This is a genomic window from Streptomyces sp. LaPpAH-108 (assembly GCF_000373625.1).
In the GTDB taxonomy this organism is placed as follows: Bacteria; Actinomycetota; Actinomycetes; order Streptomycetales; family Streptomycetaceae; genus Streptomyces.
The window spans coordinates 118,775-135,411 of the sequence record NZ_KB891987.1 but is presented as its reverse complement, the minus strand read 5'-3'; the positions used below and the strand labels follow the sequence as shown (position 1 = coordinate 135,411).

At 71.2% G+C, this 16,637-nt stretch carries 16 protein-coding genes; 5 read left to right on the top strand and 11 right to left on the bottom strand.

Annotated elements, in window-relative coordinates:
• Nucleotides 1-3: 3 nt before the first annotated feature.
• On the bottom strand, nt 4-363 hold the full coding sequence (locus B079_RS0100585) for an NADH-quinone oxidoreductase subunit A (protein WP_018543830.1): 360 nt from the start codon (nt 361-363) through the stop codon (nt 4-6).
• Between the two features lie 716 nt (nt 364-1,079).
• On the opposite strand from B079_RS0100585, the gene B079_RS0100580 reads away from it, so the two are divergent.
• Nucleotides 1,080-1,907 carry a C40 family peptidase gene (locus B079_RS0100580; protein ID WP_018543829.1) on the top strand — a complete coding sequence of 276 codons (828 nt, stop codon included), beginning with the start codon at nt 1,080-1,082 and terminating at the stop codon, nt 1,905-1,907.
• A 125-nt stretch (nt 1,908-2,032) separates the two neighbouring features.
• Nucleotides 2,033-2,662 (top strand): peptide deformylase, encoded by a 630-nt coding sequence (gene def / locus B079_RS0100575; protein WP_018543828.1) that lies wholly within the window; start codon nt 2,033-2,035, stop codon nt 2,660-2,662.
• 170 nt (nt 2,663-2,832) lie between these two features.
• On the opposite strand, the gene B079_RS0100570 is transcribed toward def, so the two are convergent.
• Nucleotides 2,833-4,167, bottom strand: coding sequence for a geranylgeranyl reductase family protein (locus B079_RS0100570; protein WP_051094921.1), 1,335 nt, complete (start codon nt 4,165-4,167; stop codon nt 2,833-2,835).
• Between the two features lie 47 nt (nt 4,168-4,214).
• On the opposite strand from B079_RS0100570, the gene B079_RS0100565 reads away from it, so the two are divergent.
• Nucleotides 4,215-4,721, top strand: coding sequence for a GNAT family N-acetyltransferase (locus B079_RS0100565; protein ID WP_026248223.1), 507 nt, complete (start codon nt 4,215-4,217; stop codon nt 4,719-4,721).
• Nucleotides 4,722-4,873: 152 nt separating this feature from the next.
• The gene (locus tag B079_RS0100560) at nt 4,874-5,182 is read left to right on the top strand and encodes a PASTA domain-containing protein (protein ID WP_078495789.1); all 309 of its coding nucleotides are present in this window, start codon (nt 4,874-4,876) and stop codon (nt 5,180-5,182) included.
• Here B079_RS0100560 and B079_RS0100555 read toward each other — a convergent pair.
• From B079_RS0100555 to B079_RS0100540, 4 genes are read right to left on the bottom strand one after another with little or no spacing between them, the layout of a single operon-like run.
• Nucleotides 5,169-5,864: a demethylmenaquinone methyltransferase gene (locus tag B079_RS0100555; protein WP_018543824.1), complete on the bottom strand. Its 696-nt coding sequence runs from the start codon at nt 5,862-5,864 to the stop codon at nt 5,169-5,171. The two genes, B079_RS0100560 and B079_RS0100555, sit on opposite strands and share 14 nt — an antisense overlap.
• 54 nt (nt 5,865-5,918) lie before the next feature.
• Nucleotides 5,919-7,097, bottom strand: coding sequence for an acyltransferase family protein (locus tag B079_RS0100550; protein WP_018543823.1), 1,179 nt, complete (start codon nt 7,095-7,097; stop codon nt 5,919-5,921).
• The gene (locus B079_RS0100545) at nt 7,094-9,370 is read right to left on the bottom strand and encodes a bifunctional polysaccharide deacetylase/glycosyltransferase family 2 protein (protein ID WP_018543822.1); all 2,277 of its coding nucleotides are present in this window, start codon (nt 9,368-9,370) and stop codon (nt 7,094-7,096) included. The genes B079_RS0100550 and B079_RS0100545 overlap by 4 nt, the downstream gene beginning before the upstream one ends.
• Before the next feature lie 17 nt (nt 9,371-9,387).
• Nucleotides 9,388-9,777 carry a hypothetical protein gene (locus B079_RS0100540; RefSeq protein ID WP_018543821.1) on the bottom strand — a complete coding sequence of 130 codons (390 nt, stop codon included), beginning with the start codon at nt 9,775-9,777 and terminating at the stop codon, nt 9,388-9,390.
• A gap of 304 nt (nt 9,778-10,081) precedes the next feature.
• On the opposite strand from B079_RS0100540, the gene B079_RS0100535 reads away from it, so the two are divergent.
• Nucleotides 10,082-11,089, top strand: coding sequence for a chitinase (locus tag B079_RS0100535; RefSeq protein WP_018543820.1), 1,008 nt, complete (start codon nt 10,082-10,084; stop codon nt 11,087-11,089).
• A gap of 65 nt (nt 11,090-11,154) precedes the next feature.
• On the opposite strand, the gene B079_RS0100530 is transcribed toward B079_RS0100535, so the two are convergent.
• The 5 genes from B079_RS0100530 to B079_RS0100510 form a co-directional block, all read right to left on the bottom strand.
• Nucleotides 11,155-11,754 carry a hypothetical protein gene (locus B079_RS0100530; protein ID WP_018543819.1) on the bottom strand — a complete coding sequence of 200 codons (600 nt, stop codon included), beginning with the start codon at nt 11,752-11,754 and terminating at the stop codon, nt 11,155-11,157.
• 82 nt (nt 11,755-11,836) lie between these two features.
• The gene (mqnC, locus tag B079_RS0100525) at nt 11,837-13,051 is read right to left on the bottom strand and encodes a cyclic dehypoxanthinyl futalosine synthase (RefSeq protein ID WP_018543818.1); all 1,215 of its coding nucleotides are present in this window, start codon (nt 13,049-13,051) and stop codon (nt 11,837-11,839) included.
• Between the two features lie 71 nt (nt 13,052-13,122).
• On the bottom strand, nt 13,123-13,842 hold the full coding sequence (locus B079_RS0100520; RefSeq protein ID WP_018543817.1) for an A24 family peptidase: 720 nt from the start codon (nt 13,840-13,842) through the stop codon (nt 13,123-13,125).
• Nucleotides 13,842-15,506, bottom strand: a complete 1,665-nt coding sequence (locus B079_RS0100515) for a serine/threonine-protein kinase (protein WP_026248222.1) — start codon at nt 15,504-15,506, stop codon at nt 13,842-13,844. The genes B079_RS0100520 and B079_RS0100515 overlap by 1 nt, the downstream gene beginning before the upstream one ends.
• A gap of 75 nt (nt 15,507-15,581) precedes the next feature.
• Entirely contained in the window at nt 15,582-16,430 is an 849-nt protein-coding gene (locus B079_RS0100510; protein WP_018543815.1) for a menaquinone biosynthetic enzyme MqnA/MqnD family protein, read from the bottom strand.
• Nucleotides 16,431-16,637: the final 207 nt, after the last annotated feature.

Genomic DNA, 16,637 nt, shown 5'->3' with positions numbered 1-16,637 from the left:
CCCTCAGTCCCATTCCAGGCCGCCGCGCCGCCATACGTACGCGTACGCGACGAAGACGGTGAGCACGAAGAGCAGCATCTCCACGAGCCCGAAGACCCCGAGCGCGTCGAAGGTGACGGCCCAGGGGTAGAGGAAGACGATCTCGATGTCGAAGACGATGAAGAGCATCGCCGTCAGGTAGTACTTGATGGGGAAGCGCCCGCCGCCGGCCGGCGTGGGGGTCGGCTCGATGCCGCACTCGTAGGCTTCCAGCTTCGCGCGGTTGTAGCGCTTCGGGCCGATCAGCGCGGCCATGATCACGGAAAAGATCGCAAAGCCTGCCCCGAGGGCTCCCAGTACGAGGATGGGCGCATACGCGTTCACCGCTCCTCGCTCCTCTCAGTCGGCATTGACTGGTGGCGGTTCGATGGTTCGGGGGCTCACTTCCGCCGCACGCGTCCCATGAACCCCACCTGTCCCGGCGAAGATCGAGAACATGTGAAGCAGGTCACAAGCCCAACTGCTCCGCATCTTATGCCCGCCGCTCTGTGATCTGCGACACGGGGTATTGCACGAGCTTTGTGATCTCCACCACCTGACGAAGGATCATGAAGTCGGATGATGGGTGATCTTCGCACGCGAAGCGTTCAGTTGATCACCAGAAGTGAGAATCTCGCCTGTTACCGCAGGTCCGAGAGGGCGTCTCCATATCAAGAGAGTTCCCGTACATGCAAATTGGTGCTGGACGAGGCGGGGTGCTAGGGCTGCGCGTTCACGCGTCAGGGGGAAGCGGGAGGTGCGAAGTGGACGCGATGTCGCACGTGCGCGCGTTCACGAGCCGGTTTCGTGACCTCCGTCACGCCGGTAGTGATCATTCCGTAACCGGGCTTGGCCAACTACCCCAACCGATGGTAGGCCGGGGGCAATTCGGGCGTAATGATCAAAGACCGTGATCAACGGGCCTATGACAGGCGCCCGCTATGTCCGTTACGGCGTCAATAAAGGGTGGCGCGAAAGGTTTTCGGGGCCGCCGTTGAACAATTGTGGCGCAGCACACGTTTCTTGAAGATATGAAGGAGCCCCTGGTACCGGTTGTTCCCATGTCCCACACCGCTCACATACGCAGCCACCGGAAGCCCCGCCGCAGCGCGTCGTCGATCGCCGTGCGCTCCGGTGCCGCCGTCGGCGTCCTCAGCACCCTGGCGGTCGCAGGAGCGGCCGGTTACGCGAACGCGGCCGACGCCGCGCCCGCGACACAGACGCTCGAACTCCCCACCCTGACGGCCGACGTGGCCTCCCAGGTCGCCCAGTCCGCCGACGCCACCCAGCAGGCGGCCGCCAACTACGAGCTGCAGGCCGAGCGCGACGCCGCCGCGGCCAACGCCGCCAAGCAGGCCAAGGCGGACCTCGCCGACGCCAAGCAGAAGGCCGAGGCGAAGAAGAAGGCGCAGGAGGAGGCCCGCAAGGAGGCCGCCGCCCGCGCCACGCGCAACGCCGAGCGCACGGTGCTCACCGCGTCCGCCTCCGGCAGCAGCGCCGACGCGAGCACCATCACGGGCTCGTCCTCGGCGACGGGTTCGGCCGCCGCGATCGTCAGCTTCGTCAAGTCGCAGGTCGGCAAGGCGTACGTCTCCGGCGCCACCGGTCCCTCGGCCTACGACTGCTCGGGCCTCGTGCAGACCGCCTTCAAGCAGGTCGGCGTGAGCCTGCCGCGCGTCTCCCAGGACCAGTCCACCGCGGGCACCCAGGTCTCCCTGAGCAACCTCCAGCCCGGCGACATCCTCTACTGGGGCAGCGCGGGCAGCGCGTACCACGTGGCGGTCTACGTCGGCGACGGCATGTTCGTCGGCGCCCAGAACCCCTCCTCGGGCGTGGCGGAGAAGCCGCTCTCCTACGACCCGCCCACCGGCGCCGTCCGGGTCCTCTGACCCACCGGTACCCGATCCGTACGAAGGGCCGCTGCCGCGCGGGGGGCAGCGGCCCTCGTGCGTCTCCTGGCATGCTCGGTGGACGGCCGCCGGACGGCGGCCGTCCACCGAGCCAAGGAGCCGCCATGCCCCGCGTGTTCGTCCAGGGTGCCCCCGCCGCCTACTTCCCCCGTCATGCCCCCGAGGCCGCGCGCGGCACGGTACGCCGGGTCACCGAGACCGGCGAGGAAGTCCTGCACAAGCCGTGCCGCGACGTCACGGAGTTCGGCCCCGACCTCGCCGCCCTGATCGACGACATGTTCCGCACGATGTACGTCGCCGAGGGCGCGGGCCTGGCCGCCAGCCAAGTCGGCGTCGACCTGCGCCTGTTCGTCTACGACTGCCCCGACGACGACGGTGTCCGCCATGTCGGCCACATCGTCAACCCGGTGCTGGAGACCTCCCCGCCCGGCCGCCCCCTCGTCGAGGACACCGAGGGCTGCCTCTCGGTACCCGGCGCCACGATGTCCGTCCCCCGCCCCGAACACGCCGTCGTCCACGGCCAGGACCGCGACGGCAACCCCCTCCGCATCGAGGGCACCGGCTACTTCGCCCGCTGCCTCCACCACGAGACCGACCACACCCGGGGATTCGTCTACCTGGACCGCCTCTCCAAGCGCGACCGGAAAGAGGCACTGCGCCAGATGACGACCCACCGGGACGCCGTACTGGCCCGCCGGGCCCACCGGTCGGCTTCAGAACCCGCTGCCACGTGACGAGGGATGCTCGGGTCAGGAGCCGGGTAACCGCCGTACGCGGTTCCGCATAGACGGACGGGGTGGCGGGCACGCCCCCGCCCCGCCGACAGCAGCGGCTGCACCCTTACACGGCTACGGCGCCTGAGTACGCGTACCCAGGCGCCGTAGCCGTACGGATTTTTGACGGGTCAGGCCTTCGGGGCCACCTTCGTCAGGCCGTTGATCACGCGGTCCATCGCGTCGCCGCCCGTGGGGTCGGTGAGGTTCGCCAGGAGCTTCAGGACGAACTTCATCAGCAGGGGGTGGGTCAGGCCGCGCTGGGCGCCGATCTGCATGATCTTGGGGTTGCCGATGAGCTTCACGAAGGCGCGGCCGAGGGTGTAGTAGCCGCCGTAGGTGTCCTTGAGGACCTGGGGGTAGCGCTGGAGGGCGATCTCGCGCTGGGCCGGGGTCGCGCGGGCGTGGGCCTGGACGATGACGTCGGCGGCGAGCTGGGCGGACTCCATGGCGTAGGCGATGCCCTCGCCGTTGAAGGGGTTCACCAGGCCGCCGGCGTCGCCGACGAGCAGCAGGCCGCGCGTGTAGTGCGGCTTGCGGTTGAAGGCCATGGGCAGGGCCGCGCCGCGGATCGGGCCTGTCATGTTCTCCGGGGTGTAGCCCCAGTCCTCCGGCATGGAGGCGCACCACGCCTTCAGCACCTCGCGCCAGTCCAGCTCCTTGAAGGAGTCCGAGGTGTTCAGCACGCCGAGGCCCACGTTGGACGTGCCGTCGCCCATGCCGAAGATCCAGCCGTAGCCCGGCAGCAGCCGGTCCTGCGCGCCCCGGCGGTCCCACAGCTCCAGCCAGGACTCCAGGTAGTCGTCCTCGTGGCGCGGCGAGGTGAAGTACGTCCGCACCGCCACGCCCATCGGACGGTCCTCGCGGCGGTGCAGCCCCATCGAGACCGACAGGCGCGTGGAGTTGCCGTCGGCGGCCACGACGAGCGGCGCGTGGAAGGTGACCTCGCGTTTCTCCTCGCCGAGCTTGGCCGTCACGCCCGTGATCCGGCCCGTACGGTCGTCCAGGACTGGGCCGGTGACGTTGCAGCGCTCGTACAGCCGCGCGCCCGCCTTCTGCGCGTTGCGCGCCAGCTGCTCGTCGAAGTCGTCGCGCTTGCGGACCAGGCCGTAGTTCGGGAACGACGCGAGATCCGGCCAGTCGAGCTGCAGCCGGGAGCCGCCGCCGATGATGCGCAGACCCTTGTTGCGCAGCCAGCCGGCCTCCTCGGAGATGTCGATGCCCATGGCCACGAGCTGCTTCACCGCGCGCGGGGTGAGGCCGTCGCCGCACACCTTCTCGCGCGGGAACTCGGTCTTCTCCAGCAGGAGTACGTCGAGTCCGGCCCGGGCGAGGTGGTACGCGGTGGAGGCGCCGGCTGGGCCCGCGCCCACGACGATCACATCGGCGGAGTGGTCGGAGAGGGGCTCGGTCACGGCGGGATCTCCCCAAGGTTCGGAATCTTCGTGCCGACCGGCACTGGACATGGGCAGTCTATTCAGCAGAATTGATCAACCGGCTGAAGGGCTGATCCGTGAACCGAACTCACCCCGTGGTACGGCTGCGTGTGCCCACCGACGAGGACGCCTTCGTCTGGCACCGGGTGTTCGACGATCCCGATGTCATGGAGTTCCACGGGGGCCGCGCCGCCGAGCTGTCGGTGTACGAGGAACTGACCGCGCGGCAGCGGCGGCACGACGCGGAGCTGGGGTTCTGTCTGTGGTCCGTGCTGGACTCCGCCGGGGACGTGGTGGGGTTCACCGGGGCGCAGCCCTGGCCGCACGCCTGGGGACCGGCCGGTGAGATCGAGATCGGCTGGCGGCTCGGGCGCGCCCACTGGGGGCGCGGGTACGCGACGGCCGCCGCCGAGGCGACGCTGGAGCGGTTGCGCGCGGCCGGTGTGGCGCGGGTGGTCGCGATGGTCGACGCGCAGAACGCGCGGTCCATCGCGGTGACGGAGCGGCTGGGGATGCGGCTCGTGGAGACGTTCACGACCCCGGCCTCGGAGCGGCAGGGGCACTGCTACCGGCTGGAGCTGTGACCTACCGGCTGGAGCCGTGACCGAGATCCGTGACAGAGAGTAACCAACTGTCACAGAAAGACACTTCTCGCTTCCGGGCGCCCGCGCGCGGAGTTACCCTTCCAGTACCGCTGGGGGTGACATCTGTGCACATACCACCCAAAACATCCGAGGTGCGTGTCCCTCGTCTGGTCGGGCTGATGGCCGTGGACGCGCGGGAGACGGCCAGAGCACGGGGGCTGTTCCTCAACGCCCCCGACCGGCCCGACTTCGCCCGCACCGTCGTCGACTACGTCGTACGCCAGTACCCGCCGCCCGGGGCCGAGGTGCCGCCGGACTCGATGGTGTACGTGTGGTTCGACTTCGGGGAGGGCGAGGGCGGCGGGGGCGTCCGGGAGCCCCGGCTGCCACAGCCGCCGTCCGGGGGGATGCAGCGCGAACTGCGGGAACCCGGGGACGCGTTCGAGGTCAGCTCTCCTTGAAGCCCCGGTGCAGCGCCACCACGCCGCCCGTCAGGTTCCGCCACGCCACGCGCGACCAGCCCGCCTTGCGCAGCTTCTCCGCGAGCCGGGGCTGGTCGGGCCAGGCCCGGATCGACTCGGCCAGGTACACGTACGCGTCCGGGTTCGAGGACACCGAGCGGGCCACCGGGGGCAGCGCGCGCATCAGGTACTCCGTGTACACCGTGCGGAACGGCGTCCACGTCGGGTGCGAGAACTCGCAGATCACCACGCGGCCCCCGGGCTTGGTCACGCGGTACATCTCGCGCAGCGCGGCGTCCGTGTCCTGCACGTTGCGCAGCCCGAAGGAGATCGTGACGGCGTCGAAGGTGTCGTCCTTGAACGGCAGCCTCGTGGCGTCGCCCGCCGTGAACGGGAGCCAGGGGTTCTTCTTCTTGCCGACCTGGAGCATGCCGAGGGAGAAGTCGCACGGGACGACATAGGCGCCCGTCCGCGCGAAGGGGAGCGAGGAGGTCGCCGTGCCCGCCGCGAGGTCGAGGACCTTCTGCGCGGGGCGCGCGTCCACCGCTCTCGCCACCTCCTTGCGCCAGCGCCGGTCCTGGCCGAGCGACAGCACGTCGTTCGTCAGGTCGTACCGTTCCGCCACGTCGTCGAACATCGAGGCGACTTCGTGCGGCTGCTTGTTCAGGGAAGCGCGGGTCACCGGTCCATTGTGGCAGCAGAGGGCGGGGCGTACGCGTCAGGAGGGGGTACGGCGTCACGGAAGCAGCCTCGGCCTCTTCCGCGCGGCCACGTCCTCCACCCACCCGCAGGCCAGGACGAACACCGCGATCAGGACCCAGCCGACGCCGAACAGGAACCACTGGCTGCCGAGCGGCAGATACCTCTCGAACGCGGGCACGTCCCAGAACCGGTCGATCAGCGGGACGGCGAGCACCAGCGCGATCTCGTGCCAGAGGTAGATCGTCACGGCGCGGGCGTTGAAGACGGTCACCATCCGGTCGGTGCGCCGGAAGCGGCTCAGCCACGCGAAGTCGACCCGGTAGCGCGCCTTGGCCCAGAACAGCAGGAGCACGGCCCCGGCCGACCAGAACGCCTGGGCCAGGGGGTTCTCGTCCAGGTCGTAGGTGCCGAAGTCGGCCTGGTGGGCGAAGGCGTACCAGCCGCCGTAGCCGATCGCGGCCAGGGAGAGCACGACGACGGCCGGGGGCCGCAGCCGCTGGAGCACGCCGTCGCGGTGCGCGAACCCGGCCAGCCAGCAGAAGAGGTACGTCGCCAGGTCCCACAGGGCGCTGCCGAAGCGGTTGTCCGGGCCCGCCCAGAGGAAGTTCAGCACCAGGACCGGGGCGAGGGAGAGCAGCAGGACCGGGACGGGCGCCCGCCGGAAGAGCCTCAGCAGCAGCGGGGAGAGCAGTACGAACCAGAGGTAGGTGCGCAGGTACCAGACGATCTCCCACGCCTGTTCGCCCCAGGCGCTGCCGGGCGGGTCGCCCAGCGGCACGACCCAGTAGACGATCTGCCGCCCCGGCATCCAGCCGTGGAGCAGCATCGCGAGCACGACGAAGAGACCCCAGAACCAGAACGGGGGCAGCAGCCGCCGCAGCCGACCGCGGATCACCGTCAGGGCGGGGCGCTCCAGCGACTTGGCCATGAGGGAACCGGCCAGCCCGAACATGATCCCCATGGAGGGGAAGACCATCCCCGCCCAGGCCCACCCGAAGGTGTGATACGCGACGACACGGATCAGGGCGACCGCGCGGAGGGCGTCGAAGTAGCGGTCCCGGCCCGCGGGCGGAGCGGGCGCGGGGGTCGGCTCCGGCGCGGTCGGCTCCGGTGCGGGGGTCGGCTCCGGCGCGGTCGGCTCCGGTGCGGGGGTCGGCTCCGGTTCAGGAGCCGCCTGGGCCACCGGATACCCGTACGGCTGCTCCCAGCTCATCGCCCCACCCCCGCCGGAGTGCCGACCTCGCCCGTGCGCTTGAGCTTCTGCCAGCGCAGACGGCCACCGGTGAGCGCGGTGACGCAGGAGTGGATCAGGACGAGGTACATCATCTGGCGGTAGGCCAGCTGCTGGAGCGGCATCATCAGCAGATAGCGGTACTTCTCCCGGTCGAGGCGGAACGCGTAGGCGGCGCAGACCAGTTGCAGCGCCAGGACGGCGAGCCAGGCCAGCAGGGCCGCCCGGAAGTCGACGAAGATCATGGAGTAGACGGTGAACACGTCGATGAGCGGGGCGAAGACCGGCGTGATCACCTGGAAGATCACCACGAGCGGCATCCCGACCCGGCCGAAGCGCCCCGAAGGACCCCTGTCCGTCAGGGACTTGCGATGCTTCCACAGCGCCTGCATGGTGCCGTAGGACCAGCGGTAGCGCTGCGACCACAGTTGCTTGAGCGAGCCCGGGGCCTCGGTCCACGCCCGGGCGTGCTCCTCGTAGACGACCCGCCAGCCCGCGCGGTGCAGGGCGATGGTGATGTCGGTGTCCTCGGCGAGCGTGTCGTCGCTCATCCCGCCGACCCCCAGGACCGCGTCCCGGCGGAACGCGCCGATGGCACCGGGGATGGTGGGCATGCAGCGCAGCAGGTCGTACATGCGCCGGTCGAGGTTGAAGCCCATGACGTACTCGATGTGCTGCCAGGCGCCGATGACCGTGCCGCGGTTGCCGACCTTGGCGTTGCCCGCGACCGCGCCGATCTCGGGGTCGGCGAAGGGCTGCACCAGCCGGTGCACGGTGTCCGGTTCGAAGACGGTGTCGCCGTCCATCATCACGACGATGGGGTGACGGGCGTTGCGGACCCCGTTGTTGAGCGCGGCGGGCTTGCCCGCGTTGTCCTGCCGGACGACACGGACGTTGGGGAGGCCGAGGGACTCGGCGATCTCCGCGGTGCCGTCGGTCGAGCCGTCGTCCACGACGACGATCTCGATCGGATGGGTGCTCCGCGCCAGCGACGCGAGGGTGTTGGCGATGCACTCCTTCTCGTTGTACGCCGGGACGATCACGGTCACCGGCTCGGTGACCGGCGGTCCCCAGGTGAACCGGCGCCGGTTGCGCTGCCGGTGGTGACGGCGGGCGAGGATCAGCATCATGCCGAAGCGGCCCATCACCGCCACGCCGACGATCATCAGCCCGACGGACAGCGCGGGCACGGTCCACTCGGCGACCGCCACGGCCGCGAGGAGCGCCTTGCCCTCGTAGAGGGTGGCGCCGGTGGCCCGGTGGTGGGCGGCCTGGAGGACCGAGGCACCGGACCCGGCGGGGCCACGGGCCGCACCGGGCGCGCCGCCCTGCCCGCCCGCGTCCGCCGCACGCTGCCCGGCCGCCTTCGCCGCGCGCTGCTTCTCCAGTACGCCGCTGATGGTGGTGAAGGTGTAGCCCTTCGCCTTCATCTTCTTGATGTACGCGGGCAGCGCCTTGATGGTCTGCGAGCGCTCGCCGCCCGCGTCGTGGAAGAGCACCGAGGCGCCCTTCGTGCCCTTGGGTGTGGCCCACTTGACGATGTCGGAGACGCCCGGCCGCTTCCAGTCGTCGCTGTCGGTGTCGACGAAGACGCTGGTGTACCCCTCCGCGCCGAGCTTCTTGTAGACGGGCCAGCTGTAGTTGTCGATCGCGTCCGTCTCCGAGGAGTACGGCGCCCTGAAGAGCGTGGTCGTGATCCCGGCCGCGCCCGCGAGCGCCAGCTGGGTCTGCCGCATCTCGCGCTCGACGCGGGCCCCGCTCTGGTAGGAGAGGTCGACGTGGGTGAAGGTGTGGACACCGACCTCGTTGCCGTCCTCGACCATCGTCTTCACGATGCCGGGGTAGCGCGAGATCATCGAGCCGACCAGGAAGAACGTGCCCGGGACGTCGTTCTCCTCAAGAATCTTCAGGACTTGTGGGGTCCAGGTGGGGTTGGGGCCGTCGTCGAAGGTGAGCGCGATGGTCTTGTCCGGGACGGAGACGGTGGCGGCCCGCCCGCCCTGGAAGGTCAGGATCGGGCCGCCGTTCAGGACCTTGTCGGGGACCTCGCTGGAGGAGGCCCCGCTGCGCACCCGCTCGTCGCCGCCGACCTCGGCCCGCAGATAGCCGTCGAGCAGCATCACGCAGGTGAGCGCGAGCAGGAGCAGCAGGGCGAGGACGACACGGGGCCGCTGGAGCGCGGCGGCCCTGCCCGCCGCGCGCTCGATACGGGTGGGGGCGCGGCGGCGGCCCCGCGCGGGCGTCGAAGTGCTCATGTGCGGTCGCGTCCCGTTCAGCCGGCGGTCGCCGGGGCGGCCGGGGCGGTGGCGGACCGGCCCGTGGCGGACGGCCCGGTGGTGGCCGGGGGCGACGGCACGCCGGTGGGCCGGTGGGCCTCGTCCGGCTGCTCGAAGCCGGGGCGCCGGGCGCTCTGCCCGCCGTCGAAGGGCAGCAGCGAGGACGGGGTGAGCGAGGTGCCCCAGCCCATGAAGGCCATGACCAGGATCGCCGTGTAGCCGAGGCAGACGGTGCCGACGAGCAGGCCGATGCGGCGCAGCACCTTGGACCGGCGTCCGGAGGTGTCGACGAACACGGGGCCCGCGTCGGGGGAGGTCCCGTTGCCGCGTTTGCGACGGCGACCACTCCCGGCGGCGCGGCTTTCGATGACGGTCTCGGAATGCATTCCCCGGACGGTAGAGAGGCTTTATATGGCCACCATCTGTGTTCTTGTGAGCTACCCATGAGGAACGGCCCGGTCTGTCACCTTCCTGTGAGATACAGGGGGTGCCCGCACGGCCCAGGAGAAGGGGAAACGGGTTGATTGCCCGGAATGGTCGTCCTGTTTGCCCGGTTGGTCCCCCTCTACCGCAGAGTTCGCTGTGAATTCCCGGTCCTCTCGACGGCCGGGCGCGCATGAGAGGTTTTCGAGGCGGCGCGGAGTGCGTTCCGATGCCGCGACGTGAATCACGAGAGCGGGTGCGTGTGCGATGAGGAATGTCCTGAGAGCCGCGGCGGGCCTCACCTGTCTGCTGACTCTGGCGGTCGCGGGGTGCTCCTCGGGCTCCACCGCCGCGCCGTCCGCCCCCGCCCCTTCCGCCGCCACGTCGGCCGCGGCGGCCACCTCCTTCGCGCCGTACGTCAGCGCCACGACACCGTCCGCCAACGACGCGGCGGGCTCCCCGACGACGTACAACCTGGCGTTCGTGATCTCCGACGGCAGCGGGTGCACGCCCGGGTGGAACGGCGAGTACGCCCTCGGCGACGCGGCCGTGAAGTCCCGGATCGACGCGCTGACGGCGGACGGCGCGACCGTGCGGGTGTCCTTCGGGGGCGCCTCCGGCACGGAGTTGGCCTCGGCCTGCACCAGCGCCGCGCAGCTCGCGACGGCGTACGGGAAGGCGCTGGACGCGGCGGGCGCGACTCAGGCCGACTTCGACATCGAGGGCACGGAACTCACCGACTCCGCGTCGGTCGCGCTGCGTTCCCGGGCGATCGCCGCCCTCCAGAAGGAACGCCCGGACCTGAAGGTGTCGTTCACGCTTCCCGTCATGCCCTCGGGGCTCGACGCGGACAGCCTGGCGCTGCTGAGGTCGGCGAACACGTACGACGTCCAGGTCTCCACGGTCAACCTGATGACCATGAACTACGGCGAGTCGTACACCGGCGACATGGGCGACTACGCCGTCACCTCGGCGACGGCCGCCCACGCCCAGCTGCGGAAGATCTTCGGCACCTCGGACGCGGACGCCTGGAAGGGCATGGCGCTCACCTCGATGATCGGGGTCAACGACGTCCAGGGCGAGACGTTCACCCTGTCCGACGCCGCGCAGGTGCGGAGGTTCGCCGAACGGAAGGGGATCGGCTGGGTGTCGATGTGGTCGTCCTTCCGCGACCAGCCGTGCGCGGACGGCGATTCCGCCTCGGACGACGCGGCCACGGACTGCAGCGGCGTACGGCAGAGCGCGGGGGCGTTCGGGAAGGCGCTGGCGGGCTGATCCGGCCCCCGAAAGGGGCCGCCGTGGTCGCCGCCCCGGCCAGCGCGCCCGGTCAGCGGGCCCGGTCAGCGGGCCCGGTACACCAGACGGCCGCCGATCACGGTCGCCACGCAGGTCCCCGCGCCGCGCCGGACCAGGTCGGCACGGTCCGCGACGTCGAACACCGCGAACCGGGCGGGTCCGCCCGGCGCGGGCGCGGGCAGCAGGATCAGCGGGGTCGGGGACAGCGCCGCAGGACCCGGCAGCCGGTCCGGCCGCCTGCCCACCGCGAGCCCGGCCCGGCGCACCGCGTCGGTCGCGGCCCGGGAGCGGAGTTCCCCGGCCACCGCCACCGTGCCGTGGGCCAGCAGGCGTTGGACGCCTCGGCGGGCGCTGGCGCCGAGGCGGGCGGGGTCGGTGCGGAAGAGCTGCCGGGCGCGTTCTCCGGTGATGGGCTCGGTGCCCAGCTCGGCCGCCTCGCGGGGGTCCGGATGGTAGGTGGACTCCAGGAGTTCCGGGGCGTACGGATTCAGCAGGCCCGGGGTCAGGATGCCGGGCCAGCGCCGCACCCGGGCCTGGGGTGCGGCGGCGGCCAGCCGCTCGTACGGGGCCACGGCCACGACGGTCGGGCCGTCGATGAGGATCGCCGCCTCGGGGGTGTGCTCAGCGACGTGAAGTGTCAGCATCGTGCGCCTAGGGCCTCTCGGTTGGATCAGGCCGGGCTCGCGGGGTCTGGTGCCTGATCCAGCCTGATCCAACCGAAAGACCCTAGTTGGAGGCGATCAGCTTCAGTTCCGGGTGGGCGGTGCCGCCCTCGATCGCCGTCGACGAGATGTGCGAGACCACGCGGTCGTCCACCGGGTCGTTCGCCGGGTCGTCGTGGACGACCAGGTGCTCGTACGTAGTGGCGCGCTGCGCGGGGGTGCGGCCCGCCTTGCGGATCAGGTCGATGATCTCCAGGCGGTTGGAGCGGTGCTTGGCACCGGCCGAGGAGACCACGTTCTCCTCCAGCATGATCGAGCCGAGGTCGTCCGCGCCGTAGTGCAGGGACAGCTGGCCGACCTCCTTGCCGGTGGTCAGCCACGAGCCCTGGATGTGCTGGACGTTGTCCAGGAAGAGGCGGGCGATGGCGATCATCCGCAGGTACTCGAAGAGCGTCGCCTGGGTGCGGCCCTTCAGGTGGTTGTTCTCCGGCTGGTAGGTGTACGGGATGAAGGCGCGGAAGCCGCCCGTACGGTCCTGCACGTCCCGGATCATGCGCAGGTGCTCGATGCGCTCGGCGTTGGTCTCGCCGGTGCCCATCAGCATGGTGGAGGTGGACTCCACACCCAGCTTGTGGGCGGTCTCCATGATCTCCAGCCAGCGCTCGCCGCTCTCCTTGAGCGGGGCGATGGCCTTGCGGGGGCGGGCGGGGAGGAGTTCGGCACCGGCGCCCGCGAAGGAGTCGAGACCCGCCTCGTGGATACGGGTGATGGCCTCCTCGACCGACACCTTGGAGATACGGGCCATGTGCTCGACCTCGGACGCGCCGAGGGAGTGGATGACCAGCTGCGGGAACGCGTCCTTGATGGCCTTGAAGTGCGACTCGTAGTACTCGACGCCGTAGTCCGGGTGGTGGCCGCCCTGGAACATGATCTGGGTGCCGCCCAGCTCGACCGTCTCCGCGCAGCGGCGCAGGATGTCGTCGAGGTCGCGCGTCCAGCCCTTCTTGGTGTCCTTCGGGGCCGCGTAGAACGCGCAGAACTTGCACGCCGTGACGCACACGTTCGTGTAGTTGATGTTCCGCTCGATGATGTACGTCGCGATGTGCTCGATGCCCGCGTACTTGCGGCGGCGTACGGCGTCGGCGGCGGCGCCCAGCGCGTGCAGGGGGGCGTCGCGGTACAGGACGAGCGCTTCCTCGGGCGTGATGCGTCCGCCCGCTGCCGCTCGGTCCAGCACGGCTGCGACATCCAAAGAAGCGAGTTCGGCCTTCTCGGTCACCGGGCGTCCCTTTCGTCAAGGGTTGTGGACAGACCACGCCAGCCTACGCCAGCTGTGGGTCTTGACCGACTTCAGGCGCTGTACGCCCCCGCCAGCAGGCCCAGGAACGTGCCGGTCAGGAGGAAGGGGCCGAAGGGGATCGTGGACTTGCGGTCGGCTCGGCGCAGAACGACCAGGGTGAGGCCGTAGAGGGCGCCGGAGGCGAAGGCGGCGAGGGTGCCGAGCATCAGGGTGGGCCAGCCGTACCAGCCGAGGGCGGCGCCGAGGGCCGGGGCCAGCTTGACGTCGCCGAAGCCCATGCCGGAGGGGTTGAGGAGGTGCAGCAGGAGGTAGCCGGTGCCGAGGGCCAAGGCGCCGTAGAGGGCGGTGAGCCAGTGGCCCGCGTGTTCCGGGACCAGCGCGGCCAGGGCCAGGAGGGTGAGGGTGACCGCCGCCAGGGGGAGGGTCAGCGGGTCGGGGAGGCGGCGCACCCGGAGGTCCACCGCCGCGAGGAGCACGGCCGCGGGGGCAAGCAGGAGCCAGACGGCCACTTCGGGGCGGGCGCCGGTGGCCAGGGCCAGGAGCGCGCAGACCGCCGCCGTGAGCAGGGAGAGCCGCGCGGGCACGGCCGTCGTGCAGCGCGCGCAGGGGCGCGGGCCCAGCCAGCCCCGGAGCGCGTGGCCGTCGGGGCAGCGGGAGCGCCAGGGTTCGCCCTCGGGGACGGTGAAGCGGTAGGCGGCCCGGGGCAGGAGCGCGCCCGCGCCCGCACCCCAGAGGGCGGCCACGGCCACCGGGAGCAGGTCGTCCGTCATCAGTCCGCCCTCGACAGCCGGGCCACGGGGTTGCCCTCCGCCGAACTGTCCGACGTGTACGTCAGTTTGTCGCCGGTCGGGGTCAACTCCACCGGGTGCGGGGCGGGGTTGCAGCCCGCGTGGTTGTCGTCGGCGCCGGTCGACGTGAGCACGAGCTTGCTCTTCGTCACCTGCTTCAGCGTGAGCACGTCCACGCAGACCGCGCCCAGCTGGTCCGTCTGCCGCATCCGCCCCAACTCCTTTCCCACGGCCGCCTGATGGACGGTGAGCCGGAAGGTTCCCATGGGAAGCGTCCCGCCCAGACCGGTGGCCTCGCCCTCCCAGGTGCCGAGGTAGCGGTCCGGTACGGCCCCGCTTCCGGTCGGACCGGGGGACGGGGACTTCGAGGGTTCGGCCGCGCTGCCGTCGGAAGAGGTTGGTTTCCCGCCCGCCGTGTCGTGGCCGCCGTCACCGCCCCAGGGGCCCAGCAGCCACCCCAGACCCACCGTGACACCGACCAGCGCGGCGGCGACGGCCACCGCGACCGTGCAGCTCACCCGGCGCCCCCGGCCGGACTCCCCTGGCGTGGAGGCGGCGGCGACACTGAGGGTGAGCCGTCCGGGCGGGTCCGGGGGCGCACTGGGTGGGGGCGGAGTGTCGGCCGGGGCCTGCTCCGCGCCGGGCGCGCGCATCACCGGTGCCGGGCCGAACTCCCCCGCTCCGACGGTCTGTTCGGCGGGCTCCACGGCCGGGTTCGTGAACGGCACCGGTCCCGACGGCCGTTCGGGCGTCCCCTCCAGGTTCAGCAGGCCGACCGCGCTGCGGCTCACCTGTTCCAGCAGGGGGGCCGGGAGCCAGCCGGAGGCCATCAGCGGGGCCGCGCCCTCGGGGGCCAGACGGCGGGACAGCTCGGCGGGGGTGGGGCGGGACGCCGGGTCCTTGGCCAGGCAGGCGGCCACCAGCTCCCGCAAGTCGCCGCTCAGGCCGTCGAGTTCGGGCTCCTCGTGGACGACCTTGTACAGCAGCGCCGCCGCGGAGTCGCTGGCGAAAGGGGCCGTGCCGGTCGCCGCGTAGGCGAGGACCGCGCCGAGGGAGAAGACGTCGGCCGCTCCGGTGACCGGGGTGCCGAGGATCTGCTCGGGGGCCATGTAGCCGGGCGAGCCGATGGAGACGCCGGTGGAGGTGAGGGAGGCGGTGCCGTCGGTGGCGCGGGCGATGCCGAAGTCGATGAGGAGGGGGCCGTCGATCGTCAGGAGGATGTTGGACGGCTTGACGTCACGGTGGACCAGGTCGAGGGCGTGGACGGCGGCCAGCGCCTCCGCGAGGCCCGCCCCCAGCGCCCGTACCGTCGGCTCCGGCAGCGGGCCGCGCTCGGTGACAGCGGCGGCCAGCGACGGGCCCGCCGCGTAGGCCGTCGCCACCCAGGGCACCGGCGCGTCGGGGTCGGCGTCCAGGACCGGGGCCGTCCAGGCGCCGCCGACCCGGCGCGCGGCGGCGACCTCGCGGCGGAATCGGGCGCGGAACTCCTCGTCCAGCGCGAAGTGCGGGTGGACGATCTTGACGGCGACCGTACGGCCGCCCGCGCTGCGGCCGAGGTAGACCCGGCCCATGCCGCCGGAGCCGAGCCGGCCGAGCAGCCGGTAGGGCCCGACGGCGGCCGGTTCGTCCGCTTCGAGCGGCTGCATGGCGTCCACCCCTCCCCCGCAGGCGCCCCCTGGCCCCCCGTGGGTCCGGTACGCCTACCGCCCGCAGCGTAGTGATTACGGCCTCAGGAGATCCACCTTCACGTCGGCCGCGAACCCGGTCGTGGGACCGACGCGGCTCGCGAACTCCGTGACCGCCGCGAGCTGCGGGGCGCCGAAGCTGAAGTCGAGCGTGGTGAAGTACTGCTCCAGGGTCGCCTCGTCGAACGCCTCCCAGCGGGCGGCCTGCTCGGCCACCTTGCCGACCTCCTCCAGGGAGAGGTTGCGGGAGGCGAGGAACGCCTCGTGCACCTTGCGGGTGATCTCCGGCTCGCGCTCCAGGTAGTCGCGCCGGGCCGCCCACACCGCGAAGACGAACGGCAGCCCGGTCCACTCCTTCCACAGCGCGCCCAGGTCGTGCACCTGAAGGCCGTAGCGGGGGCCGTCGAGCAGGTTGGCGCGCAGGGCCGCGTCGCCGATGAGGACGGCGGCGTCCGCCTCCTGCATCATCAGGCTCAGGTCGGGCGGGCACGTGTAGTAGTCCGGGGTCACGCCGTACCGCTCGGCCAGCAGCAGCTGGGCCAGGCGGACCGAGGTGCGCGAGGTCGAACCGAGGGCGACACGGGCGCCGTCCAGCCGGTCGAGGGGGACCTGCGAGACGATCACGCAGGACATCACGGGGCCGTCGCAGCCCACCGCGATGTCCGGGAAGGCGACCAGGTCGCCCGCGTTGCGCAGGAACTCGACGAGGGTGATCGGACCGATGTCGAGATCGCCGCGTACCAGCTGCTCGCTGAGCTTCTCCGGGGTGTCCTTGGTCAGCTCGAAGTCAAGGAGCGTGCCGGTTCTCGCGAGCCCCCAGTACAGGGGCAGGCAGTTCAGGAACTGGATGTGGCCGACGCGCGGCCGGGTGCGAGAATTGTCCACATCGCGAGACTAGACCCCGTCCGGCGGTGGTCCTGGACCGGCCCGGCGTCAGCGCGTCCGTCCGAGGGTTCAAACATTCGGGTGACGTGATCTTGACCTCTATTGCATTCGGCGGCCTGCGTGCTAGGCTCGCCGCAAGTTGCAGTTTGGTTTCCCTTGCAGTACAGAGCCTGCGGAGCATGTGACCGCGGGCTCTCGTCGTTTTCA